General features: G+C 71.8%; 26 protein-coding genes. 15 read left to right on the top strand and 11 right to left on the bottom strand.

The features are described 5' to 3' along the window. Position 1 precedes the first annotated feature (1 nt). From JSX79_RS06185 to JSX79_RS06175, 3 genes are read left to right on the top strand one after another with little or no spacing between them, the layout of a single operon-like run. On the top strand, positions 2 to 946 hold the full coding sequence (locus JSX79_RS06185) for a carbohydrate ABC transporter permease (protein WP_229085480.1): 945 nt from the start codon (positions 2 to 4) through the stop codon (positions 944 to 946). Continuing rightward, positions 943 to 1,851, top strand: coding sequence for a carbohydrate ABC transporter permease (locus JSX79_RS06180; RefSeq protein ID WP_070417984.1), 909 nt, complete (start codon positions 943 to 945; stop codon positions 1,849 to 1,851). Before JSX79_RS06185 ends, JSX79_RS06180 begins: the two co-directional genes overlap by 4 nt. 3 nt (positions 1,852 to 1,854) lie before the next feature. Further along, complete coding sequence (locus tag JSX79_RS06175) at positions 1,855 to 3,996, top strand: beta-galactosidase (protein WP_229085479.1); 2,142 nt, start codon at positions 1,855 to 1,857, stop codon at positions 3,994 to 3,996. A 63-nt stretch (positions 3,997 to 4,059) separates the two neighbouring features. On the opposite strand, the gene JSX79_RS06170 is transcribed toward JSX79_RS06175, so the two are convergent. Beyond that, positions 4,060 to 4,530, bottom strand: a complete 471-nt coding sequence (locus JSX79_RS06170; protein WP_229085478.1) for an RNA polymerase sigma factor — start codon at positions 4,528 to 4,530, stop codon at positions 4,060 to 4,062. 431 nt (positions 4,531 to 4,961) lie between these two features. Between JSX79_RS06170 and hisD the strand changes: the two genes are divergently transcribed. The 4 genes from hisD (at position 4,962) to JSX79_RS06150 (ending at position 8,770) form a co-directional block, all read left to right on the top strand. Then, positions 4,962 to 6,302: a histidinol dehydrogenase gene (gene hisD / locus JSX79_RS06165; RefSeq protein WP_229085477.1), complete on the top strand. Its 1,341-nt coding sequence runs from the start codon at positions 4,962 to 4,964 to the stop codon at positions 6,300 to 6,302. A 64-nt stretch (positions 6,303 to 6,366) separates the two neighbouring features. Continuing rightward, positions 6,367 to 6,639 (top strand): hypothetical protein, encoded by a 273-nt coding sequence (locus JSX79_RS06160; protein ID WP_229085476.1) that lies wholly within the window; start codon positions 6,367 to 6,369, stop codon positions 6,637 to 6,639. After that, positions 6,612 to 7,943 (top strand): APC family permease, encoded by a 1,332-nt coding sequence (locus JSX79_RS06155; protein WP_229085475.1) that lies wholly within the window; start codon positions 6,612 to 6,614, stop codon positions 7,941 to 7,943. Before JSX79_RS06160 ends, JSX79_RS06155 begins: the two co-directional genes overlap by 28 nt. Next, positions 7,940 to 8,770: a nitrilase-related carbon-nitrogen hydrolase gene (locus JSX79_RS06150; RefSeq protein ID WP_229085474.1), complete on the top strand. Its 831-nt coding sequence runs from the start codon at positions 7,940 to 7,942 to the stop codon at positions 8,768 to 8,770. Before JSX79_RS06155 ends, JSX79_RS06150 begins: the two co-directional genes overlap by 4 nt. Positions 8,771 to 8,779: 9 nt before the next feature. Here JSX79_RS06150 and JSX79_RS06145 read toward each other — a convergent pair whose 3' ends face one another. Then, complete coding sequence (locus tag JSX79_RS06145; RefSeq protein ID WP_070417990.1) at positions 8,780 to 9,673, bottom strand: LysR family transcriptional regulator; 894 nt, start codon at positions 9,671 to 9,673, stop codon at positions 8,780 to 8,782. 41 nt (positions 9,674 to 9,714) lie between these two features. Then, positions 9,715 to 10,461: an SDR family NAD(P)-dependent oxidoreductase gene (locus JSX79_RS06140; protein WP_229085473.1), complete on the bottom strand. Its 747-nt coding sequence runs from the start codon at positions 10,459 to 10,461 to the stop codon at positions 9,715 to 9,717. 92 nt (positions 10,462 to 10,553) lie between these two features. Here JSX79_RS06140 and JSX79_RS06135 point away from each other — a divergent pair, with 92 nt between their 5' ends. Then, positions 10,554 to 11,183, top strand: a complete 630-nt coding sequence (locus JSX79_RS06135) for a TetR/AcrR family transcriptional regulator (RefSeq protein WP_092388441.1) — start codon at positions 10,554 to 10,556, stop codon at positions 11,181 to 11,183. 12 nt (positions 11,184 to 11,195) lie between these two features. Here the strand turns inward: JSX79_RS06135 and JSX79_RS18625 are convergent, their stop codons facing one another. Next, the gene (locus JSX79_RS18625; RefSeq protein ID WP_071295700.1) at positions 11,196 to 11,762 is read right to left on the bottom strand and encodes a TetR family transcriptional regulator; all 567 of its coding nucleotides are present in this window, start codon (positions 11,760 to 11,762) and stop codon (positions 11,196 to 11,198) included. Between the two features lie 72 nt (positions 11,763 to 11,834). On the opposite strand from JSX79_RS18625, the gene JSX79_RS06125 reads away from it, so the two are divergent. Continuing rightward, positions 11,835 to 12,821 carry an amidohydrolase family protein gene (locus JSX79_RS06125; RefSeq protein WP_229085472.1) on the top strand — a complete coding sequence of 329 codons (987 nt, stop codon included), beginning with the start codon at positions 11,835 to 11,837 and terminating at the stop codon, positions 12,819 to 12,821. Between the two features lie 27 nt (positions 12,822 to 12,848). Beyond that, on the top strand, positions 12,849 to 13,379 hold the full coding sequence (locus JSX79_RS06120) for a GNAT family N-acetyltransferase (RefSeq protein ID WP_229085471.1): 531 nt from the start codon (positions 12,849 to 12,851) through the stop codon (positions 13,377 to 13,379). 63 nt (positions 13,380 to 13,442) lie between these two features. Here the strand turns inward: JSX79_RS06120 and JSX79_RS06115 are convergent, their stop codons facing one another. The 3 genes from JSX79_RS06115 to JSX79_RS06105 are packed head-to-tail and all read right to left on the bottom strand — an operon-like array spanning position 13,443 to position 16,649. Then, complete coding sequence (locus JSX79_RS06115) at positions 13,443 to 14,516, bottom strand: low specificity L-threonine aldolase (protein WP_229085470.1); 1,074 nt, start codon at positions 14,514 to 14,516, stop codon at positions 13,443 to 13,445. A 4-nt stretch (positions 14,517 to 14,520) separates the two neighbouring features. Beyond that, a complete protein-coding gene (locus JSX79_RS06110; protein WP_229085469.1) occupies positions 14,521 to 15,204 on the bottom strand; it encodes an SDR family oxidoreductase in 684 nt (227 codons plus the stop codon). After that, positions 15,201 to 16,649, bottom strand: a complete 1,449-nt coding sequence (locus tag JSX79_RS06105) for a DUF6421 family protein (protein ID WP_229085525.1) — start codon at positions 16,647 to 16,649, stop codon at positions 15,201 to 15,203. The genes JSX79_RS06110 and JSX79_RS06105 overlap by 4 nt, the downstream gene beginning before the upstream one ends. Before the next feature lie 218 nt (positions 16,650 to 16,867). Between JSX79_RS06105 and JSX79_RS06100 the strand changes: the two genes are divergently transcribed. Then, entirely contained in the window at positions 16,868 to 17,377 is a 510-nt protein-coding gene (locus JSX79_RS06100) for a GNAT family N-acetyltransferase (protein ID WP_229085468.1), read from the top strand. A gap of 108 nt (positions 17,378 to 17,485) precedes the next feature. On the opposite strand, the gene JSX79_RS06095 is transcribed toward JSX79_RS06100, so the two are convergent. Then, a complete protein-coding gene (locus JSX79_RS06095; protein ID WP_229085467.1) occupies positions 17,486 to 17,902 on the bottom strand; it encodes a hypothetical protein in 417 nt (138 codons plus the stop codon). Between the two features lie 43 nt (positions 17,903 to 17,945). Beyond that, positions 17,946 to 18,179: a PLDc N-terminal domain-containing protein gene (locus tag JSX79_RS06090; RefSeq protein WP_022907408.1), complete on the bottom strand. Its 234-nt coding sequence runs from the start codon at positions 18,177 to 18,179 to the stop codon at positions 17,946 to 17,948. 222 nt (positions 18,180 to 18,401) lie between these two features. Between JSX79_RS06090 and JSX79_RS06085 the strand changes: the two genes are divergently transcribed. From JSX79_RS06085 to JSX79_RS06070, 4 genes are read left to right on the top strand one after another with little or no spacing between them, the layout of a single operon-like run. Then, positions 18,402 to 18,932, top strand: coding sequence for a WxL domain-containing protein (locus tag JSX79_RS06085; protein ID WP_071295709.1), 531 nt, complete (start codon positions 18,402 to 18,404; stop codon positions 18,930 to 18,932). Continuing rightward, positions 18,929 to 19,981, top strand: coding sequence for a hypothetical protein (locus JSX79_RS06080; RefSeq protein WP_229085466.1), 1,053 nt, complete (start codon positions 18,929 to 18,931; stop codon positions 19,979 to 19,981). The genes JSX79_RS06085 and JSX79_RS06080 overlap by 4 nt, the downstream gene beginning before the upstream one ends. Further along, positions 19,968 to 20,123: a hypothetical protein gene (locus tag JSX79_RS06075; RefSeq protein ID WP_175473709.1), complete on the top strand. Its 156-nt coding sequence runs from the start codon at positions 19,968 to 19,970 to the stop codon at positions 20,121 to 20,123. Before JSX79_RS06080 ends, JSX79_RS06075 begins: the two co-directional genes overlap by 14 nt. Before the next feature lie 40 nt (positions 20,124 to 20,163). After that, on the top strand, positions 20,164 to 20,802 hold the full coding sequence (locus tag JSX79_RS06070) for a TetR/AcrR family transcriptional regulator (RefSeq protein WP_229085465.1): 639 nt from the start codon (positions 20,164 to 20,166) through the stop codon (positions 20,800 to 20,802). Between the two features lie 57 nt (positions 20,803 to 20,859). Here JSX79_RS06070 and JSX79_RS06065 read toward each other — a convergent pair whose 3' ends face one another. After that, positions 20,860 to 21,294 carry a hypothetical protein gene (locus JSX79_RS06065; RefSeq protein ID WP_229085464.1) on the bottom strand — a complete coding sequence of 145 codons (435 nt, stop codon included), beginning with the start codon at positions 21,292 to 21,294 and terminating at the stop codon, positions 20,860 to 20,862. Between the two features lie 80 nt (positions 21,295 to 21,374). Then, entirely contained in the window at positions 21,375 to 23,003 is a 1,629-nt protein-coding gene (locus JSX79_RS06060; RefSeq protein ID WP_229085463.1) for a phospholipase D-like domain-containing protein, read from the bottom strand. Positions 23,004 to 23,025: the final 22 nt, after the last annotated feature.

Here is a 23,025-nt window from a genome sequence, read left to right as displayed (position 1 = left end):
GTTGTCCACATCCACCGCCACCGGCATCCCGGTGTCCGCCACCACGGCCGATCCGCCGGCCCGACGACGACGGCTCAACACGAACGGCGGCAGCGCGCCGTACCTGTTCATCGCGCCGTTCTACGTGCTGTACGGCCTCTTCATGATCGTGCCGGTGCTCGCCGCCGTGTACCTGTCGCTCACGGAGTGGGTCGGTCTCGGTGCCCCGAACTGGATCGGGCTGTCGAACTACGCGAACCTGTTCCGCGACACCAGCTTCGGCACCGCCCTGGTGAACTCGCTGATCTACACGCTCATCGCCGTGTTCGTCATCGTGCCGGTCTCCCTGCTCGTCGCGCAGGCGCTCAACGCCAAGGGGCTGCGCGCCCGTGACCTGTTCCGCGTGACGTTCTTCATCCCGATGGTGCTGTCACCGATCGTCATCGCGCTCATCTACAGCCTGGTGTTCGACACGAACTACGGGCTGCTCAACGCCTCGCTCAAGGCGCTGTTCGGGCTGCCGAACACCGACTGGCTCGGGGACCCGACGCTCGCGAAGGTCGCGATCGGGTTCGTGCTCCTCTGGCGCACGGTCGGGTACCTGACGATCTTCTTCCTCGCGGCGCTCCAGAACGTGTCGCCGGAGCAGTACGAGGCCGCGTCGCTCGACGGTGCCGGCACGTTCCGGAAGTTCACGAACGTGACCCTGCCGGAGATCCGACCGGTCACGAGCTTCGTCGTCGTCACGTCGTTCATCAGCGCCGCGCAGCTCTTCGACGAGCCGTACCTGCTGACGAAGGGCGGCCCGGGCGAAGCGACCCTGTCCGTCGCCATGTTCATCTACCGCGCCGCGTTCGAGCGACAGCAGTTCGGGTACGCGGCCGCGGCCGGGGTCGTGCTGTTCGTCATCGTCTTCGGCGTCAGCCAGATCCTCAACCGCGCGCTCGCCATCGGGAGGGACGCATGACCGCCACCACCGACCGCCCGACCACCCGGGCCGTCACGACCGCCGGAGGTCGGGCTCCCCGCTCCGGCCCGCCCCGCACGCGCGGGTGGGTCGCCCGCCGTGGGCTCCTCTACGCGACCCTCATCGCCCTGCTGCTCGTGTTCGTCTTCCCGCTGCTCTGGGCCCTGTCCGGCTCGTTCAAGCGACGCGGCGACATCTTCGCGACACCGCCGTCGCTGATCCCGAACCCGGCGACCGGCGAGAACTACTCCAACCTGCTGTCGACCCAGCCGTTCTGGGCGTGGTTCGGCATCAGTGTCGGGACCGCGCTCATCGCCACCGTCGTGTCCGTCTTCGTCTGCGCGATGGCGGGCTACGGGTTCGCGAAGTTCCGGTTCCGGGGCAAGCGGGTGCTGTTCGCGGTGATGTTCTCGTCGCTGTCCGTGCCGTTCGCGGTGATCCTCGTGCCGCTCTTCATCCTGGTGGTGAAGTCGGGGCTCACGAACCCGTGGTTCTCGCTCGTCGTGCCGTGGGTGGCGCCGGCGTTCGGCATCTTCATGATGCAGCAGTTCATCGTCCAGGCGATCCCGGACGAGATCATCGAGGCCGCCCGCATCGACGGCAACTCGGAGTTCGGCACGTTCCGTCGTGTCGTGCTCCCGTTGCTCCGGCCGTCCCTCGGCGCACTCGCCGTGTGGAGCTTCCTGCAGAGCTACAACTCGTTCCAGTGGCCGCTGGTCCTGTTGTCCGACTCGAACCAGTACACCCTGCCGCTCGGCCTCAACGCGATCTTCGCCTCGGAGAACCGCTCGTACGACCTCGTGCTCGCCGGCGCCGTGCTCGCGAGCGTGCCGACCATCCTCGTGTTCCTGCTCCTCCGCAAGCAGTTGCTCGACGGCCTGACGGCCGGCGCCGTGAAGGGCTGAGACATGACCCGCGACCAAGCACCCTCGAACGGAGTACCCCGCACCATGCAGCACGACCGCGTCCTCTTCGGCGCCGCTTACTACCACGAGTACCAGCCCACACCGCGGCTCGACGAGGACATGCGCCTCATGCAGGACGCCGGGTTCTCGGTCATCCGCGTCGGCGAGTCCGTCTGGAGCACCTGGGAACCGGAGAACGGCCGGTTCGACCTCGAGTGGCTCGCCCCGGTGCTGGACGCCGCGCACGAGCACGGCATCCGGGTGGTCCTCGGCACGCCGACCTACGCGGTGCCGATGTGGCTCGCCCGCATCGTGCCGGAGATCAACGTCCGGCGACGGACCGGCGGCGAGGCGATGGGCTGGGGGGCTCGCCAGGAGATCGACTACGCCCACCCCGCGTTCCTGTTCCACGCCGAGCGGGTCATCCGGAAGATCGTCGCCCGGTACGCCGACCACCCGGCCGTGATCGGGTACCAGGTCGACAACGAGCCGGGCAACGAGCTCATCGCGAACCCCGAGGTGTTCCAGCGGTTCGTCGACCACCTGCGCCACACCTACGGGAGCGTCGAGCGGCTCAACGAGGAGTGGGGGCTGACCTACTGGTCGCACCGGCTCTCGACCTGGGCGGACCTGTGGACCCCGGACGGCAACGCGCAGCCGCAGTACGACCTCGCGTGGCGTCGGTTCCAGGCCTCGATCACGACGGACTTCATCGCCTGGCAGGCATCGGTCGTGCGGGAGTACTCCCGTGCGGACCAGTTCGTCACGACGTGCATCGCCTACGAGCGGCCCACCGTCGAGGACGAGGTGCTCACCCGTTCCCTCGACGTCACGGCCGGCAACCCCTACTACCGCATGCAGGACGCGCTCGAGCTCCCGAGCACCGACGAGCCGGCCCAGTTCTGGACATCGTCCGGCGCCTGGTCGATCGTCGCGTCGGGCGACCGGATGTACGGGTCGAAGCAGGCGCCGTTCCTCGTCACCGAGACGAACGCGCAGGCCATCGGCTTCTCGTGGATGAACGAGCCGGCGTACGAGGGACAGTGGCGCCAGGCCGCGTGGGCGCTCGTGTCCCGTGGCGCCTCGATGATCGAGTACTGGCACTGGCACACGCTGCACTACGGGGTGGAGACGTACTGGGGCGGGGTGCTCCCGCACTCCCAGCAGCCCGGGCGGACGTACGAGGAGATCGCCCGGATCGGTGCCGAGTTCGCGCGCGCCGGGGACCGGGTCGCCGGACTCCGGCCGCACGCCGACGTCGCGCTGCTCTTCTCGAACGAGTCGAAGTGGGCGTTGAACGAACACCCGGCGCTCGGCGACGGCATGGAGCCCGACCGCCGATCGTGGCAGACGGTCTACGACGCCTTCGCCCGCGGGGTGTTCGACGCCGGGCTCCAGGCGAACACGGTGCACCCGTCGCAGGTGTTCGACCGCGACCCGGCGTCCTTCGCTGCCGAGCGCCCGGTCCTCGTCGCCGCGGCGTTCACCATCGCCACCGATGCGCAGCTGCACTGGCTCGCCGCCTACGCCGAGGCCGGCGGCCACCTCGTGGTCGGCATCCGCACCGGCTACGAGGACGAGGAGGCGCGTGCCCGGCTCGAGCGCAAGCCCGCCTTCCTCGACGTCGCGGCGGGCGTCCACTACGACGAGTTCAGCAACCTCGGTCGCCGCATCCCGGTGTCCGCCGGGGCCGCCGCGACGGACCACGGGTTCTCCGTGCCGGTCGGGGCCACGGCGACCCGGTGGGCGGACGGCCTGCTCGTCGACGACGCCGACGTGCTCGTCGGGTACGAGCACCCGCACCACGGCCGGTTCGCCGCGGTCACCACCCGTGCGCACGGTGCCGGGCGGGTGACCTACGTCGGGACCGTCCCGGACCCGGCGCTCGCCGCGGCGCTCGTCGACTGGGCGGCTCCGCGGGCGGACGGAGCACCCGGCTGGCGTCCCCAGACCGACACGCAGTCGGTGCAGAGTTCGGTCAACGGACGCGGGGAGACCGTGCACGTGGTCCACAACTGGTCGTGGACGCCGAGCGCCTTCCGGGTGCCGGTCGCGGCGGAGGACGTCCTCGACGGCACGGCGCTCGCCGCCGGGTCCGAGCTGTCGCTCGGGGCGTGGGACGTGCGGGTGCTGGCCGTCCGGTAGGCGACCACTGCGGGACGGGAGGCGCGGTGCCAGCTGGCACCGCGCCTCCCGTCCACCGTCAGGTCACCGCCACGCCGCCAGCTCACGCGAGAGCGTCGCCCGCGCCCGGACCAGCATCCCGCGCACCGTCGAGACCGGCAGGCCGAGCGCAGCGGCGACCTCCCGGTAGGACAGCTGCTCGACGTGGCGCAGCTCCCAGCACCGGCGCTGCGTCGCGGGCATGGTCGTGAGCACCGCCGTCGCAGCCTGCGCGAGGGATGCACGCTCGGTGACACCGGTCGGGGCGTGGTCGTCCGCTGCGGGCGTCGACTCGTCGAGCCGTCCGGTGACCCGCGCCGCGGCCCCGCTGAACCGGTCGTAGCTCCGCCGCCGAGCGGTGGTCACGAGCCAGCCGCCGACCGCCGCTGCATCGACGATCGTCCCCAGGTGCGTCCACGCCGCGAGGAACGTCTCCTGCACGACGTCGTCGGCGTCCGCGTGGGAGTGCAGGACGCGCATGGCGGTGGCGTGCACGAGCGGCGTGTGCCGTCGCACGATCGATGCGAAGTCGGCGGTTTGCGGTGGTGCTGCGGTGGGGGCGCGCATGAGCACGGTGGGCTCCGATCCTCGGGTGGATGCGTCCAGGGGATTCGGAATCGGGTCACGTCGAGAGGGTCGGGGTGCTTACCCCAGATCGCGGGGAGCGGGCCTGGTGCCGGGCCGCCCGACCAGCGCCGGATGGCGTCCTCGTCGAGGGCGGTGATCCCGTGGTGCACCGGGAGGGTGACGTGGAGTGCGATCTTCGCGTCGTCGGGTGCCAGCCGATCCGCGAAGGGGAAGAGGTGGGTCTCGTGACCGTCGGACGCGGATCAGCAGGGACCGACAGCACGAGGCGCGACCGCGTCGTGGGTCCCATCGTGTTTCCCGATGGACCTCGGCTGCCATTCGGGCTACCTCCCCGTCCCACCCGTGGCCAGGGTGGACCCATGCAGCTCACCTCCCGCTTCACCACCCGCAACGTCGACCGCTTCCGCTTCGTCAAGGCACCCGGCCTCGACACCCCGCCCGCGCAACGCGACCCCGCGGTCATCGAGACGGTGAGCCGCATGCTCTCGGAGATCGAACGCGGTGGCATGGACGCGATCGCCCGGTACGCCCGGGAACTCGACCGGCAGGACGCACCCCTCGAGCTGTCCGCTGCCGAGATCGCGGCGAGCGGTGATCGCCTCGCGCCGGACCTGCGTGAGGCGATCGAGCTCGGCTCGGCGCGGACCAAGCAGTTCGCGGCGATGCAGCGGGAGCACCTCACGGACTTCGAGGCGGAGCTCGCCGACGGCCTCGTCGTCGGCCAGCGCTACGTGCCTGTCGGCAGCGTCGGCGCGTACCTGCCCGCCGGGCGCTTCCCGCTGACCGCGAGCGCGTTCATGACGGTCGGGGTGGCCAAGGTCGCTGGTGTCCCGTCGGTCGTCGCGTGCACGCCGCCGCAGCCGGACGGCGGCGCGAACGACGCGGTCACGTACGCGGCGCACCTGTCCGGAGTCGACCGGCTGTTCGTCCTCGGTGGGGTACAGGCGCTCGCGGCGATGGCGTTCGGTCTGCTCGACACGGACCTCGACCCGGTCGACATGCTCGTCGGCGCAGGCAACGCGTACGTGGCCGAGGCGAAGCGCCAGCTCTTCGGGACGGTCGCGATCGACCTGCTCGCCGGTCCCAGCGAGGTGGCGGTCATCGCGGACGACTCGGCGGACGCGGAGATCGTCGCCGCGGACCTGCTCGGGCAGGCCGAACACGGGCCGAACTCCCCGGCGGCCCTCGTCACGACGTCCGAGCGGCTCGCGCACGAGGTCGTGGCCGCCGTCGAGCGGCAGCTCCCCACGCTGTCCACGAACGCGATCTGCGGGCCCGCCTGGCGCGACCACGGTTCGGTCGTGCTCGTCCCGACGCGCGAGGACGCCGTGCTCGTGATGGACGAGCTGGCTCCGGAACACCTCGAGGTCCAGACCACCGACGACGAGTGGTACCACGACCACCTCACCAACTACGGCTCGCTGTTCCTCGGGCACTGGAGCACCGTCGCCTACTCGGACAAGGGCATGGCCGGCACGAACCACACCCTGCCGACCGCCGGGGGAGCGAAGCACAGCGCCGGACTCTCGGTGTCGCGCTACCTCAAGCCGCTCACCTACCAGCGCATCGCCCGCGAGGCCACCCCGTCGGTGGCGCACGCCGTCGACGTCATCTCGGCGAGCGAGGGCATGAGCGCGCACCGCGCCACCGCCACCATGCGCCTCGACACGTACGCACCCGTCGCAGCGAGCAACGACTGACCCCGGCACCACCCCCTCACCTCCACCCCACCCGACCCGAACACCGACCGCATCGGAGCCAGCGATGACCACCGAGCACCACTCCAGCCCAGTCCCCTCGAACCCCGGCGCCGCCGGCACCGGCCTGAAACGGGAGCTCAAGGTCGCCGACGCCGCGGCGTTCTCCGTCGGCCTCATCGGACCCGTCGGGGTCATGGCGCTCCTCGGGGCGGGTGCCGCGGGCATCCTCGGCCGCGGCGCCACCTGGGCCTTCGTGTTCGCGCTCGTCGCGGTGTCCCTCGTCGCGTACGGGTTCGTGAAGCTGTCGCGGTGTCCCTCGTCGCGTACGGGTTCGTGAAGCTGTCGCGGCACATCGCGCACACGGGCTCCGTCTACGCCACGGTGGGCATCACGCTCGGCGCGCGAGCAGGCTTCGTCGCCGGCTGGGCACTGTTCTTCGGCTACGTGACGATCGGTGCCGGGTCCGGCATCGAGATCAGCCTGTTCGTCACGCAGCTGTTGAACGACGTCGGGCTGGACGTCGCGCCGGACTGGATCTGGGTGACGATCGTGGCGCTCGCCGTCGTCGTGCTGCTCGGACGCCGCCCGGTCCACGTCATCACGCGGTCGTTGCTCTACGCCGAGCTGATCGGTGCCGTGCTCGTCACCGTCCTCAACGTCGTCGTGCTCGTCCGGCTCGGGGTCGGCGCGGCGCCCGCCGGTCGGCACCTCAGCTGGGACTTCCTCGCCCTGCCGAGCGGCACCGACGTCGGTCTGATCGCGGGCGCCGCGGTGTTCGGGTTCCTCGCGTTCGCCGGCTTCGAGGGCGCGGCGACCCTGGGCGAGGAGACGAGCAACCCGAAGCGGGACATCCCGAAGGCCCTGAAGATCGCGATCGTCGTCGTCGGCGCGTTCTACCTGCTGTCGATCGTCGCGCAGTCGCTCGGCTACGGCACGTCGGCAGCCGGGGTGAAGCAGTTCGCCGGCTCGGCGGCCCCCTACGGCGACCTGGCTCGCACGTACGTCGGCAGCTGGCTCGCGGACCTGCTCACCCTCGCCGCCGTGGTCAGCCTGTTCGCCATCTTCCTCGGCACCCTGTCCGGAGCGTCGCGCGTCCTCTTCGCCCTGTCCCGCGACACCGGCATCGCCCGGCCGGTCGCGAAGCTCTCGCCGCAGGGATCGCCGGTCAACGCCCTGAGCGTCGTCGCGGTCGTCGTCCTGCTCGTCGTGGTCGGGGAACGGCTCTCCGGCGCAGCGGTGCTCGACGCGACGTACTGGGCACTCACCGTCGGGACCATCGCACTGCTCGTCGCCTACGTCCTCGCCACCGTCGGGGCCGTCCGGTTCCTCTTCTTCTCGCACCGGACCGACACCCCGAGGTGGCAGATCGTCGTGCCGGTCCTGGCGCTCGCCCTGGTGCTCTACACGATCTACAAGAACGCCGTCGGGCTCGAGGCGCCGTACAGCTGGTTCCCGTACATCGTCGCGGCGTGGCTCCTCGTCGGGCTCGCGATCACGTTCCGGACGGGGCTGGTCGAACGGGTGCGGGTCGCCCTGGCAGCGTCGACCGAGGACGGCCGGGAGGCACCTCCCGCAGTCGACGACGGCACCGCACCGCCGCAGCGACCCGCGTCCCGTGACGACGAGGACGTGGTCGCGTGACCCGCGTCGCCGCGGTCCAGCTCGCGCCCGTCGTCGGTGACCTCGCGGCGAACGCCGCGACGGTCGGGGCGGCGCTCGCCGCCGTCCCGGACGACGTGGACGTCGTGGTCCTGCCGGAACTCGCGACGAGCGGCTACGTGTTCCGCGATGCCGCCGAGGCCCGCTCTGCAGCCGTCGCCGCGTCGGACGCGACCGTGACGGACTGGGCGACCACTGCCTCCCGGCTCTCCGGCGGCGCCGGTGGCGTCGTCGTGGGCGGCTTCGCCGAACTCGGCGACGACGGTGTCGTGTACAACTCCGCCGCCGTCGTCGACCCGTCCGGAGTGATCGGCGTCTACCGGAAGGTCCACCTGTGGGACGGCGAGAAGGAGTGCTTCACGCCGGGGTCCCGGCCGCCGCTCGTCGTGGACACCCGGCACGGGCGCATCGGCGTGGCCATCTGCTTCGACATGGAGTTCCCGGAGTGGACCAGGCTCGCGGCGCTCCACGGTGCGGACGTGCTCGCGGTGCCGACGAACTGGCCGTACTTCGAGCGCCCCGAGGGGGAGCGTGCCCCCGAGGTGCAGATCGCGATGGCCGCCGCGCGGGTGAACCGGATGGCGATCGTGTGCGCCGACCGGTGCGGCACCGAGCGCGGCGTCGACTGGAACGAGGGGACCTCGATCGTCGACGCCGACGGATGGGTACGCGCCGCGACGGGACCGGGCCCCGGCACGGTGGTCGTCGACCTCGACCTCGTCGCCACCCGGGACAAGACCCTCACACCGCGCGCGGACCTGTTCGGTGACCGACGGCCGGATCTCTACGGACCGCTCACCGGCCGGTGACGACGCCGGTCACCCCTCGGTGAGGAGCTCGCGGGCCAGACGGGCGAGCTCCGCGGTCGCCGCCGACAGGATCGACCCGTCCCGTTCGACGAGCGCGACGGTGTCGTGGACCGGCTCGGCGAACGGCGTCCAGTGCAGCCCGAGGCCCGCGGCGGACACCTCGGCGACCGCCCGGGCGATGAACGTGTCGCCCACTCCCGACGCGACGAGGGCGAGCGCGGTCTCGACCTGCTCGACTTCGACGTGCGGCTCGAGGGACACCCCGGCGAGTCGGGCACGTTCGGCGAACTGCCGTCGGGTGGGGTCGCGCCAGCCGTAGTGCGCGTCGTACAGGACGAGGCGACGAGCGGCCATGGCCTCGATCGTCATCGGCTGCTCGGCGACCGACGGGTCCCGGCTGACGAAGACGACCTCGTCACGGCGGAGCGGCGTCACCCGGAGCCCGTCGGTGTCGATCGGCAGGACGACGAGCCCTGCTTCGAGACCGCCCGAGGCCACCTCGTTCGCGACCTCGACCGAGTTCAGCCCGATGACCCGGAGCCGCACGGCCGGGTGCGCGGCGTGGAACCGGGTGAGGAGCTCGTCGAGCGCGTAGTACTTCGCGTTGCGGAGCAGTCCGAACGACGCCGTCCCGCCGACCAGTGACGTCACCGCGCGGAGGGCCCGGTCCGCCGAGTCGGCCTCGGCGATGATCCGCTCCGCCATCGGCAGCAGCACCGCGCCGGCGTCCGTCAGGGTCAGGCGCCGCCGGCCTCGGACGAACAGTGCGGTGTCGTACGCGCCCTCGAGCCGGCGGACGAACTCGGAGACCGACGACTGCGAGCGGAGCAGGGCCGCCGCGGCCGCCGTGAACGAGCCGAGGTGGGCGACGGCGACGAAGACGCGCAGCTGCACCAGGGTCACGGCGGCAGCCTACTGGTGTGGTCGTCGGCGGGCGGCGGTGGTCAGACGATCGTGCTCCCGCCGTCGACGAGGAGTTCGCTGCCCGTCATGCCGGAGCTCTGGTCGGACGCGAGGAAGAGGACGGTGGCGGCGACCTCCTCAGGGCGCAGGAGCCGTCCGAAGGGGAGTCCGCTGGCGACCTGGTCCAGCCACGCGTCCGAGTCGCCGGGGGCGAGCCCCACGAACCCCGGTGTCTCGGTCGGACCGGGGACGACGGTGTTGATCCGGACGCCGCGGGGAGCGAGTTCCCTGGCCCACGTGCGGGTCAGCGCCGTGACCGCTGCCTTCGAGGCCCCGTACAGCCCGAGCATCGGTTCGGTGCCCGCGGCCGACGTCGATCCCGTGACGACGATCGTCGATCCGTCGTGCAGGAACGGCAGCGCGCCCTGCACGGTGAGGAGCGTTCCCCGGACGTTCGTGCCGAAGGTCGTCTCGAAGTCGTCGGCGGTCACGGACTCGAGGGCCCCGAACTCGCCGACTCCGGCGTTCGCGTGCACGACGTCGAGTCCGGTCCCCCGCTCGGCGACCGCGCGGAAGACCGCCGCGATGCCGTCCGGACGCGTGGCGTCGGCGCGGACCGTGGTGACGGCGTCGCCGAGTTCCGCCTGGATCGCGTCGAGTGCTTCCTGGCGCCTCCCCGTGACGACGACGTGGGCGCCCTCGGCGACGAAACGGCGCACGACCGCGAGTCCGATCCCCGACGTCCCGCCCGAGACGAGTGCTGTCTTGTCCTGCAGTGTTCCGGTCATTGCATGCTCCGATACGAGTTGTTGACTGATTGATCCAGAACGGTACGTCATAATGGACGGATCAGTCAACAACGAGACCCGGAGGTGGCCCGGTGCCACGACCACGCAAGTTCGACGAGGCGGACGTGATCGAGCGGGCGCGGCGCACGTTCGCCGAGACCGGGTTCGAGGGCACGTCGCTCGACGACCTGCTCGAGGCCACGGGGCTCGGGCGGCAGAGCCTCTACAACGCGTTCGGCGGCAAGAAGGAACTCTTCATGCGGGCCTTCCTCAGCGACACCGACGGTGCTGTCGACGCAGTGAAGACCGTGCTGCAGGGCGCCGAGCACCCCATCGCCCGCATCCGCACGCAACTCGTCTCGGCGGCGGTCGAACACGGCGCCGCGCAGGCAGCACCGTCGCTGCTCGTGCGCGCGTCGGTGGAGCTCGCCGCTCGCGATCCGGAGGTCGCCGCGACCGTCACGAAGGCCTTCGACGCGATCCGTGCCGACTACGCGACCTGCATCGTCGACGCCCAGGTGGCCGGTGAGATCGAGGCGGATGCGGACGCCGAGGCGCTCGCCACCTACTTCTGTGCGGTCATCGAGGGGATGGGTGCCATCGGGCGGGTGGGAGTGTCGCGTGCGGAGCTCCTGCGCGTCGGTCTCACCAGTCTCGCCGTGGTCCCGATCACGCCGCTCGGTGAACAGCACCTCAGTGCGGAGGGCGGCGCCTGGAGCTGACTGCTCGGTTGCTCAGTCGTCCTCGGTGCCGCCGAGCAGTGCCGCGAGCCAGGGTTCGACGACGTCCGCGACCTGATCGGGCGTGCGGGAGCCGGCCGCTCCAGGGTCGAGGCCCGGCAGCCCGATGAAGTGCCGGGCGATCGTCAGCCCGAGGATGCTCGACACGACGACGGTCGCCCGGAGTTCGGCGTCCTCGGTACCGCTGGCGTGCGCGAGTGCCTCGACCCGTTCCTGCAGGTAGCTGCGCATGAGCTGCGCTGCTTGCTCGGACGTGAACATCGAGCGGATCAGCGCGCGGGTGGCCGGGGGGAGTTCGAGAAGCCGGGCGTCGAGAACCGTCCGCAGGTGGTCGTCGACGTCGTCCGCGCTCACGGAGGCGACGGGCTGGACGGCGAGCGTGAACAGGTTGTCCTTCGACCCGTAGTGCTGCAGCACGAGCGAAGGGTCGACTCCGGCGCGCTGCGCGATGCCGCGGATCGTCGCACGGGTGCCGTGCACACCGAACTCGGTCTGCGCGGCCTCGAGGATCCGGGCAGCGGTGGCGGCTCGGCGGTCCTTGCGGGAGAGTGACTCGGGCACGAGTTCACTCTACAGACGGTGAGCGGAGGTGCTACGGTTCACTCAACAGTTGATGAGCGAAAGGGTGACGTCGTGGCGGGTCTGCTGATCGGGATCGAGGAGCACTGGGTGCACGAGGGGATCGACCGTGCGCAGCGCGCGCTGCCGGCTGACCGGCGCGACGACAGCCTCGTCCTCAACGACCACGGCGATGCCGCGCGGCGCCTCGGTGACATCGGGAGCGAGCGCCTCGCCGCGATGGACGCACAGGGCGTCGACATGCAGGTCCTGTCCCTCGCCCCGCCGGGCACGCAGGGGCTCGACGCCGCCGAGGCGGTCGCGCTGAGCCGCGACGCGAACGACGAGGTCGCTGCCGCGGTCGCCGCACACCCGGATCGCTTCCGGGCCTTCGCGACCCTGCCGCTCGCCGACCCGCACGCCGCCGCCGTCGAACTGGAGCGCGCCGCGGCACTCGGCCTCGTCGGCGTCATGCTGCACGGCCGGACCGGGGACGTCCTGATCGACGACCCGCGCTTCGAGGAGCTCTGGACCGTCGCGGAGCAGCTCCGGCAGCCGGTGTTCATCCACCCGCAGATCCCCCCGCGGGCCGTCCGGGACGCCTCCTACACCGGGCTCGGCGGCCTGCCCGACCTCGCGCTGGCGACCTTCTCGTGGGGTTGGCACCTCGAAGCGGGAACGGCCGCGCTCCGGCTGATGGCGCGCGGCGTGCTGGATCGCCACCCGTCGCTGCAGCTCGTGATCGGGCACTGGGGCGAGCTCCTGCTGTTCTGGCACGACCGCGCCGACGGACTCGCACGTGCGGCCGGTCTCGAACGGTCGATCACGGAGTACCTGCGCGAGAACGTCTGGATCACGGCCTCCGGCATGCTCGACCCGGCGATGCTGCGGCACGCCCTGAGCATCACGACGCCGGACCGGCTCCTGTTCTCGACCGACCACCCGTTCCAGCAGCCCACCCGTGAGGAGATCGCCGCCTTCCTCACGGCACTGCCCGATCAGCAGGCCCGCGATGCCTTCGCGTCGGGGAACGCCCGTCGGCTGTTCGGTCTCACGGGCTGAGCACCCCGCCGCCGGTACGCTGCGGACATGCCGGGGGACTTCACGATCCGAACCACGACCGAGCGCGACTGGGAGCAGGTGCGCGCCCTCCGCATCGAGAACGCCACGGACGACCCGATCTCGTACGGCGCGACGCTCGAGTACACGCTCGCGATGACCGAGGACGACTGGCGGCTCCGCGCGAGGCGTGGCGAGGGGACCGAGACGACGAGCGTGGTGGCGGTCGACCGGACGGGTCGCTGGATCGGGATGATGAGCGGCCAGGTCGGTGACGCGTACGGCAACGATCCCGTGCTCACCGGCGTGTACGTCACGCCGTCGTCCCGCGGTCGGGCGAACGGCGTCGCGGATGCGCTGCTCGACCACGTGGTCGGGTGGGCAGCGGGGCACGGCGAGCGGCTCCGCCTCGAGGTGTACGACCAGGCGGTGCCGGCCGGTCGCTTCTACGAACGTCACGGGTTCCGGGCGAGCGGTCGCTCCCGCGACTTCCGACTGCTGGGGCAGGGGCGGGACGCCCCGTCGCTGCGCCTGGTCGAGTTGGTGCGGACCGTCACGTGACCGGCTGACGGACGGGAGGCGCGGTGCGGCCCCGCCCCGCGCCTCCCGTCCGCTGTGCGGTCGTCAGACGGCGGCGAGCTCCCGCGTCAGCGCCGCCACGAACGCGTCGATGTCCTGCTCCGAGGTGTCGAACGAGCACATCCACCGCACCTCGTTCCGGCTGGCGTCCCAGTCGTAGAACCGGAAGTGTTCGCGCAGCCGATCGGCCACGCCGGCCGGCAGCGTCGCGAAGACCCCGTTCGCCTGGGTCTCCTGGCTGAACCCGACGCCACGGATGCTGCCGTCGGCGATCCCCGCCTCGAGAGCGCCGCGGAGCCGCTGCGCCATGGCGTTGGCGTGCCCGGCCGACCGGAGGTAGAGGTCGTCGGTGAGCAGGGCGATGAGCTGTGCCGAGACGAAGCGCATCTTCGACGAGAGCTGCATGTTGAGCTTGCGGAGGTAGTGCAGGCCCTCCGATGCCTCGGGGTTCAGGACGACGATCGCCTCGCCGTAGAGCATCCCGTTCTTCGTCCCGCCGAAGCTCAGCACGTCGACGCCGGCGTCGGTGGTGAAGTCGCGCAGGGGGAGCCCGAGGCTCGCGGCCGCGTTCGAGATGCGGGCGCCGTCCATGTGCAGCGTCATGCCGAGCGGGTGGATGTGGTCGGCGATCGCGCGGACCTCGTCCACCGAGTAGGCGGTGCCGAGTTCGGTGGTCTGGGTGATCGAGACGACGAGCGGCTGGGCGCGGTGCTCGTCGCCCCAGCCCCAGGCCTCCTTGTCGATGAGCTCGGGGGTGAGCTTGCCGTCCGGCGTCTCGACGGGCAGCAGCTTGATCCCGCCGACGCGCTCGGGGGCGCCGGCCTCGTCGGTGTGGATGTGCGCGGTCGAGGTGCACACGACGGCGCCCCAGCGGGGGAGCATCGACTGCAGTCCGACGACGTTCGCGCCGGTGCCGTTGAACACCGGGAACGCTTGCGCCTGCGACCCGAAGTGCTCCCCGACGACCTCGTTGAGCCGTGCGGTGTACACGTCTTCGCCGTAGGCGATCTGGTGGCCGTCGTTGGCCGCGGTGATCGCCGCGAGGATCTCGGGGTGGATGCCGGCGTAGTTGTCCGAGGCGAAGCCCCGCAGGTCCAGGTCGTGGAGTCGAAGGGTCACGCGTTCATCCTAGGTTCGGGGCGTCGCCCGCCGAGAGCGGGACGCGGGTGCCGTTCACGGCCGCGGGGTCGGCCGACCAGAGCCGCACGACCTCGTCGCCGAGTCGCACCTCGAGGCCGGCGAGTGCACGCACGACGAACACGACCGCGGCGGCGGTGTCGGGCGCGTCCGTGCCGAACCCCTGGGCGACGGCGCGGACCCAGGCGTCCGAGGCGGCCTTCGCGGCGGCGTAGTTCGCGGCGCCGGCGGTGGGCGAGTCGACGGTGGTGGAGGAGACGAAGGCCAGGCGTCCGGCGGGCGAGGCGACGAGGTCGGCGAAGAACTCCCGCGTCGTGTTCCGGAGCGTCCGGAAGGCCCGGTCGAAGAAGTCCCAGTCGTCGTCCGACTGACCGGCGATGCTGCCACCGCCACGCCAGCCACCGACCAGGTGGACGAGCCCGTCGATCGGCCCCGGGTCCGCGTGGATCCGTGACGCCAGCGCGGCGACGTCCGCACGCGACGAGAGGTCGCACGTGTGGGTGGTGACGCCCGGAACGGCGGTACTGAGCGCTTCCAGGCCCGCCGCCCTCGTGCCGACCGCGACCACCGTCGCACCGGCGGTGACCAGCGACCGCGCGACGGCCTCGCCGCTGGTGCTGGTCGCGCCCGCGACCAGCACCACGCGTCCGGTGAGCGACCCATCGCTCACGCGGCGACCTCCGTCGTCCCGGTGATCCCGGCGGTCGACGCGATGACCGGCGCCATCTTCTTGTTGAGCGCCTCGTAGAACATCGACAGCGGGAACTCGTCGTCCATGACCGCGTCGGTGTAGCCCTTCGGCGGTCCGGCGAGCGTCTCGGTGGGGAGTCCGCGCGCCCAGGCCGAGGCCGGGTGCGGCGTGAGCGTCCGGGTGAGCATCTCGTACGCGGCGAGCCAGTGCGCCGCCTTCGGCCGGTCGATCGAGCGCCGGTACAGCTCGTTGATCTCGTCGCTGAGGGCGATGATGACGTCCGGGACGGCCTCCCAGTCGATGGTGAGTTGCGTGTCCGTCCAGTGCAGGACGTCGTGCTGGTGCATCCACGCGAAGAGCAGCTGGCCGCCGAGGCCGTCGTAGTTGCGGACACGGCTGCCGGTGATCGCGAAGCGGAAGATGCGGTCGAACACGACGGCGTACTGTACGAGACGGGCGTGGTCACGGATGGCGCGCTGCGCGTCCTGGAGGCTCGCATCCGGCAGCGCCGAGAGGGTGCGTTCCAGACGCACGGACTCACGGAACGCGGTGAGGTCGCAGCGCAGCTCCTCGAGCGAGTAGAGGAAGAACGGCATCCGCTGCTTGATCATGAACGGGTCGAACGGCAGGTCCCCGCGCATGTGCGACCGGTCGTGGATGATGTCCCACATCACGAAGACCTGCTCGGTGAGCTCCTGGTCGTCGAGCATCGCGCGCGCGTCGTCAGGAAGGTCGAGCTTGGTGATCTCGGCGGCTGCGCGGACGACCCGGCGGTAGCGGGCGGCCTCGCGGTCCTGGAAGATCGCGCCCCACGTGAACGTCGGCAGCTCGCGCATCGCGACGGTCTCGGGGAAGAGCACGGCGGAGTTCGTGTCGTACCCGGGGGTGAAGTCGACGAACCGCAGCGCGACGAAGAGCGCGTTGCCGTAGTCCCCGGCCTCGAGCTCGGCGATGAACTCGGGCCAGATGACCTCGACCAGGACGGCCTCGACGAACCGCGAGGAGCTGCCGTTCTGCGTCACCATCGGGAACACGACGAGGTGGCCGAGCCCGTCGACGCGGTGCTGCTGCGGCTGGAACGCGTTCAGGGAGTCGAGGAAGTCGGGGACGCCGAACCCCTCGTCGCGCCACCGGGCGAAGTCGTGCTGCACGGCCTCGAGGAAGGCCGCGTCGTGCGGGAAGTGCGGTGCCAGCTCGGCGATGGCCGGGACGATCGTCGCGACGTGCTCGGTCGCGGCAGCGTGGTCGGCAGGCTCGGGCACGGAGCCGTCCTGCACCTGGACGGTCTGCAGCGCGGTGACGGCGTCCTGCAGCCGGAGCCAGGCCGGGTGGGCGGCGACCTCGCGCACGGACAGGCGGTCCTCGACGACCTCGGGTTCTCCGACGATGGCGTCCTTCGAGAACTCCTGGACGAACTGCGACATGTCGTACCTCCCGTCGTTGGGCTGGTTGCGGGTGCGCTGGTGCATCGAGCCTAGGGAAGATCGGGGGGCGCAAAGTTGCCCATCTGCGGCGGAAACGTGCGCGTCCGACGGTGTCGCGCTCCGAACTGATCGCACCGCGCAAGGTTCCTCCGTTGCAGGGCTGGACTGGGCTCGACATCGCTTCACCGGTACGGTCGCAGTGAGCTTCAGGGAGGACCGTGGACGAACGGATCAGCGACGGGTCGAGCGTCGACGTCGAGGTCGTCCGCCCCGGTGACCCGGTGGCCGACGGGATCGTGCGGACGTACCTCGCCGAGGTCGCGTCGCGCTGGTACGGACGCCCGGCGACCGCGGAGGAGGTCGACCAAGCGCTGCGCGACGAGCCGTACGACGACCTGCAGGGTGCGTCCGGAGTGTTCCTCGTCGCCGTCGAGCAGGGTCGAGCGATCGCGTGCGCCGGAGCGCGGTTCGGTGTCGGTGTCGGTCTCGGCGTCGCCGAACTCACGAAGGTCTTCACCCTGCCCGAGTCGCGTGGACGGGGCACGGCGGCCCGGCTCGTGCGCGAGCTCGAGGCGGCGTGTCGTCGCCGCGGGATCGGCGTGCTCCGGCTGGACACCCGTGCCGAACTCGCCGAGGCCTGTGCGCTCTACGAGCGGCTCGGGTTCGAGCGCGTGCCCGCCTTCACCGACGACCCCTACTCGGACCGGTGGTACGCGAAGCGGCTCTGAACCGCAGCGACCGTGGGTCGGGAGGCGCGGGTCGGCGCCGCACCGCGCCTCCTGGTCGGGCCGTGGTCGCGTCCACGGCTGCCGGGCCGGCGACTGGACCCGGCTGGGTCAGCGCCGCCGCCCCGCGCGGCGCATCGGGACGTGGCCCCACCAGCCGAGGCCGTCGGCGTCCACGTCGAGGTGGTCGAGCCACCGGCCGAGCGGCTCGCCGATGTTGAAATCGGCGACTTCCCAGCCGAATTCCTCGGGTGTGGCTTCGTCGCCGGTCGTGTAGGCGTCCAGCCAGTCGATCGTCGTCGAGCGCTCGCGGACGATGCCGACGCGCGGGCCGCCCCACGGAGCGTCGTAGACCACGCGGAAGCCGTCCTCGGTCGCCCAGGCATCGTGGACGACCACGGACTCCGCTTCGGTCGGGCCGCCGTCGCGGAGCTTCCGCAGGCAGGCGAGGAGTGCCCGCGGACCCCACTCGTCCGACCCCGCCGCTTCGAGTTCGGCGATCAGTTCGGCATGTCGCTCGCTCAGCACCCGGACACACCGCCGGGTCCTGTCGTCTCGACCACGCTGCGCGTCAGGCGCTCGGGCCGCTCGTCCGGTTCAGCCGGTCGGCCGCACGGCCGAGGAGCCAGTTCACGGCCCACCCGACCACGCCGATGACCGGCACCGCGACGATCACGACGGTCCAGACGATCTTCACGAGGTCGCTCCGACGTCGGTCCCGCCACACCTGCACCAGCGCCAGTACGTCCAGCGCCAGCACGACCAGCAGGACCAGCACGTGTGCGCCGCCCAGGTTCTCGAGCACGTCGTTCTCCCCTCGTCCGCCGCGCCGCAGGGATGCGCTGCGCGGCGGTCCAACGATAGGAGGGCGCGGCGGGTGGTTCGTCAGTCCAGCGGTTGACATCAGTGGTCGATTGTCCCGGCGCCGTCCCACGACACCCGCATCCGAGGGGTAGACGTCACGTGTTGCTCAAAATACGATCGTCTACTGAGTGCAGATCACCTGCGCGCCGATCGAAGGAGCCCCATGTACCGGACACGTACCGCCCTCGCCAGCACCGCCGTCGCTGGCCTCGCCATCGCGGCCATGATCAGCGTCGCGACCCCTGCCGCCGCCGACAGCCAGACCACGGCGGTCGCCGCGGTCGAAGCCGGAGCACTGTCGATCTCGGCGCCCACCGCGCTCACCCTCGGGTCGGCGGCACCGGGGACGACGGGTTCCGCGACCCTCGAGGGCGTCGTCGTGACCGACGATCGCGCCGGGACCGATGGGTGGGTCGCATCCGTGACGGTGACCGACTTCTCGTCGGCCAGCGTGGACCGCCAGCTGCCGGCGTCCGCGCTGACCTACGCTCCCGGACAGGCCGTCGTGACGGGGACGGCCACCCTGACGCCGTCGACGGTCACCGGCAGCACGACGGCCGCGGCGGTGCAGACCGCGGCTGCCGTCTCGGGGAACAACACCGCGACCTGGGACGCGACGGTCGGTCTCGCGGTGCCCGCGGACGCCCTGGCGGCCGATGACTACACGGCGACGATCACGCACTCGGTGGCGTGACTCGACGAGCTGCGCACAGCCTCCTCGTCGTCGTCGCGGCGAGCATCGTGTGGTCCGTCCTCGTGGCCCCGGCCGGGGTCGCCGCAGCGGGGACGGGATCGAGCCCGGAACCGGGGATCGGCGTGCAACTGCTCCCCGGGGCCGAGGCCACGGACCGGTCACCCACCAGTCGGTACATCCGTGACGCGCTGCGGCCCGGGCACACGGTCGAGCGGATGATCCGTGTGACCAACGCTTCGGACACCGAGCGGGCGGTGTCGATGACCACGACCGCGGCCGGGATCACGGACGGAGCCTTCCGGATCGACACCGCACCGCGGAGCGAGCTCACCGACTGGATCGGGCTTGACCCGGCGTCCGTCGACGTTCCGGCGAGGTCGTCCGCCCTGGTCCGGGTCCGCATCGCCGTCCCTCCGGACGCGACCGGCGGAGAGCGGTACGCGGTCGTCTGGGCAGCCACCGCCTCCGAGCGGCCGGACGGGACCGGCCTCCGGATGGTCAGCCGGGTCGGGGTGCGGGCGTACATTGCCGTCAGCGGGCCGGCCGCCCTCCGCACGGCGTTCCGGGTGTCGGAGCCGCGCGTCGGACCGAGTGGGGACGAGCGGACCGTGCTCGCAGACGTCCGCAACACCGGCGAGCGCGCGGTCGACCTCACCGGCACGCTCGTGCTCGCGGACGGACCGGCAGGGGCCGTGCTCCCGTCGATCACCGGGGACCGGCCGCGGACCCTCGCGCCGGGTCAGCGGGCCGCGCTGACCTTCACAGTCCCGGCCGCGGTGGCGCCCGGCACCTGGCTCGCACGGATCGCCGTCACCGACGGCGTCACCACCGAACGGACCGCGGGGAGCATCGCCCTGCCGAGCGCCTCGCCGAGTGCCGCCACGCGCATCGACCGGGCGTCCGGCTCCCATCCGTCCGTGGGGCTCGTCCCCGTCCTGCTCGTCCTGCTCGTCCTCGCCTCGGCGACGGTGACGGCCCTCGCGCTCCGGCGCCGCCGCTCGACGACCGCTCCGACTCCACCGGAAGGAACCCCGCATGTCCCTCACTGACCAGATCCCGAGCCTCGACGCCCCGGTGCAGCTCCACCTCGAGACGTTCCTCACGCTCCGCGAGGGCGAACCCATCCGCGTGCTCTGCGACTGCGGGTTCGGGCGCGACCACCGCACGGAACGGGGTGTGCCCGTGGAGTGACCGACGGGCGGGTGGCCCCGCGCCCACCTAGGATCGTCGGGTGAACCAGCGCCAGGAACAGCGAGCTCGGACCCGGCAGCGGATCATCGAGGCCGCGGCGCAGGAGTTCGCCCGGAACGGCTACGCAGGGACGTCCTTCTCGTCGATCGCGGCGTCGATGGGGAAGCCCAAGTCCTCGATCGGGTACGAGGCGTTCCCCTCGAAGCAGGCCCTCGCGAACGCGGTGGTCGAACAGCACCTCGATCGACTCGAGGCCCTGCTCGGCCGGGTCGAGCGCACGATGCGCCCCGGTCTCGACGCACTGCTCATCGCGATGCGCGCAGGCCTGCACCTGGACCGTACGAGTCCGATCGCGAGCGGAGCCCTGCGGCTCATGATCGAACAGAGCGGCGAGCAGCGGCCGAGCCGGGTCGAGCACGCCCTGGACTTCGTGCGGCGGAACGTGCGGGCCGCGATCGACGACGGCGACGTCCCGGCGACGGTCGACGCGGGCGTGCTGGCACGTCGGCTGCTGACCGGCGCGCTCGGCGCGCACGCGGCCAACCTCTTCCGACTCTCCGGCACGCCGGTCGACCAGAGCGTGCAGACGAGTTGGGAGATCGTGCTCCGCGACGCGGGAGCCTCACCCGAGCGCATCCGGACACTCGCGGCGTACCCGCTCGACGCGATCCTGGCCTGAGCGGTCGCGCCGCAGCGGGCCACCGGACGGCTGGGCGGCGCGTCGACGCCGGGGTCGCTAGAACAAGTTGCCCCCGCTGGCGACCTGGATCGCGACGAGGGCTCCGGCGAAGACCACCAGCACGCCGACCAGTGTCGCGAGTGCGACGGGCCACCCCGTCCGGCGTCGGGCACGGCGCGCGACCGAACCGACGATCCCCGCGACGAGGACGACGAGCGTGAGGACGAGGTGCCAGTTGCGCACGGCCGCACCGGGGTCGTCAGCGCTGCTGCACCCCGGCGACGGTTGCGCGCACCCGGTGAACGCGAGCTGGCCGATGAGGACGCCGAACCACGCCGCCGGGCTCACCAGGACGGCCGCGCCGAGGAGCAGGACGGTGGCGACGAGGTCGACCGAGCCGGGGTCGCGGGGTGGCGGCGCCTGCTCGGCTCGCGGCGGGTGCAGCACCAGGTCGTCGCCGGGATCGTCCCACCAGTCCTCGCGTGCCCCCATGCACCCAGCGTAGGTGGGGGCAGTGGACGCGAGTGGACGGCGGACGGGAGGCGCGGGTCGGGCCCGCACCGCGCCTCCCGTCAGAAGCGGGTCGAGCCGCGCAACCGGCGCGGCCGGCCGTCGGGGTCCACAGCGAGGCGCGCGGCGGGACGCGCCCACAGACGCTGCAGCGCGGAGACCGGCTCCGGCTCGTGCTGGCGGATGCGCCCAGCGGGCCGCGGGCCGGGCTGCCCGTCCTCGTGCCAGTGGTCGAGCGCACGCGCCGTGGAACGCCAGAGGGCGAGCAGGTCCGCGCCGGACCCGGTGAACCGCTCGTCGTCGGGCGTCGTCGCGAGGTGCTCCGCCCAGAGCTCGTGGCGGAGGTCACGGGCGAGGGACCGGTCGTCGTCCGAGGTGTCCACGACGGCGCACGTGAGTTCGCTGTCGGACGTCCACGAGCGGCGGTTGAAGTTGTCCGAGCCGATCGTGAACCACTCGTCGTCGACGATGCAGACCTTGGCGTGGATGTAGATCGGGCGGCCGTCCTCGTGCTCGAGGTCGAAGGCGCCGACACGGTCGGGTGCGGTGCGGCGGAGCGTCCGGAGCGCCTCGATCTGGCCGAACCGGCTCGGGGGACCGCCGAGCGGCCCGTCCGAGTTCGGGTACCGCGGCACGAGGACGACGACGCGGAGCTCCCGGTTGCGTTCGAGGGCCTCGGCGATGCCGGTCGCGACCTCGCGGGACCAGAGGTACTGGTCCTCGATGTAGAGCAGCGATCGCGCTCGTGCGAAGGCCTTGCCGTACGCACGGGCGATGCTGCGCTCACCCAGGGGCGCGAACGGGAACGGCGGGCGCTTCACCCCGTACGTGCGGAGGAGCTGCACGGCGTGGTGCCCGGCCGGTGGGGGTGGCGCCGTGCGTTCGGGCAGCGGCTCGGGGCGGCGTGGCATGTGGACGAGGCGTTGCAGCAGCATCCGGTACGGCAGGCTGCGGTCGAGGGGGAGCGGGTCGTCCCACCGCTCGGCGAAGACGGCGAGCACGTCCGCGACGACCGGCCCACGGAGCTCCGTCGACGCGTCGTGCCAGGCCGGGCGCTCCCCGTAGCGGGCGTCGATCGAGACGGGCTGCGGGTCGCCCTCGTGCGCGGCGTCGTCGCGACGGCTGTGGCAGAGGTCGATCCCGCCGACGAACGCGACGTCGCGGGAGGGGTCGTCGCGGTGCTGGATGACGAAGAACTTCTGGTGGTGCGAGCCGAACACCCGGACGCGCTGGTCGAGCAGCACCTGGCCGCCGGCGTCGTTGATCTTCCGGCCGAGCAGCTCGTTCGACCGGGCGCTGATCGAGGCCGAGACGCGCTCGCCGTGGGACCGCCAGATGAGCCCGCGCACCTCGATGCCCGCTCGTGCGCGGTCCGCCAGCAGGTCCCCGATCGTCGGGCCGTCCGGCAGCAGCCGCTCGTCGGCGTCGCCGCGCCAGTCGGTGAACCACACGCGGTCACCGGGGCGGAGGGCGGTCAGTTCCGCGTGGATGCGGTCGAAGTAGGCGGCGCCGTGCACGAGCGGCCGGACGTGGTTGCCCTCAGACCACGGTGCCGCATCGGCGCCGGTGTCCCCCTCGGCGTCGGGCCGGTTCCGGTCCGTGTCGTCGTCGGGGTGTCCCGCGTGCACGCCGGTGGCGAGGTTGCCTCGCTCGTCGCGGGAGAGGAACCAATCAGCTGGACCGGTACGCACAGTCGAACAGTACGGGACGGCG

This window comes from Curtobacterium sp. GD1 (assembly GCF_020882855.1).
Taxonomy (GTDB): Bacteria; Actinomycetota; Actinomycetes; order Actinomycetales; family Microbacteriaceae; genus Curtobacterium.
This window is presented reverse-complemented; position numbering and strand designations above follow the sequence as displayed.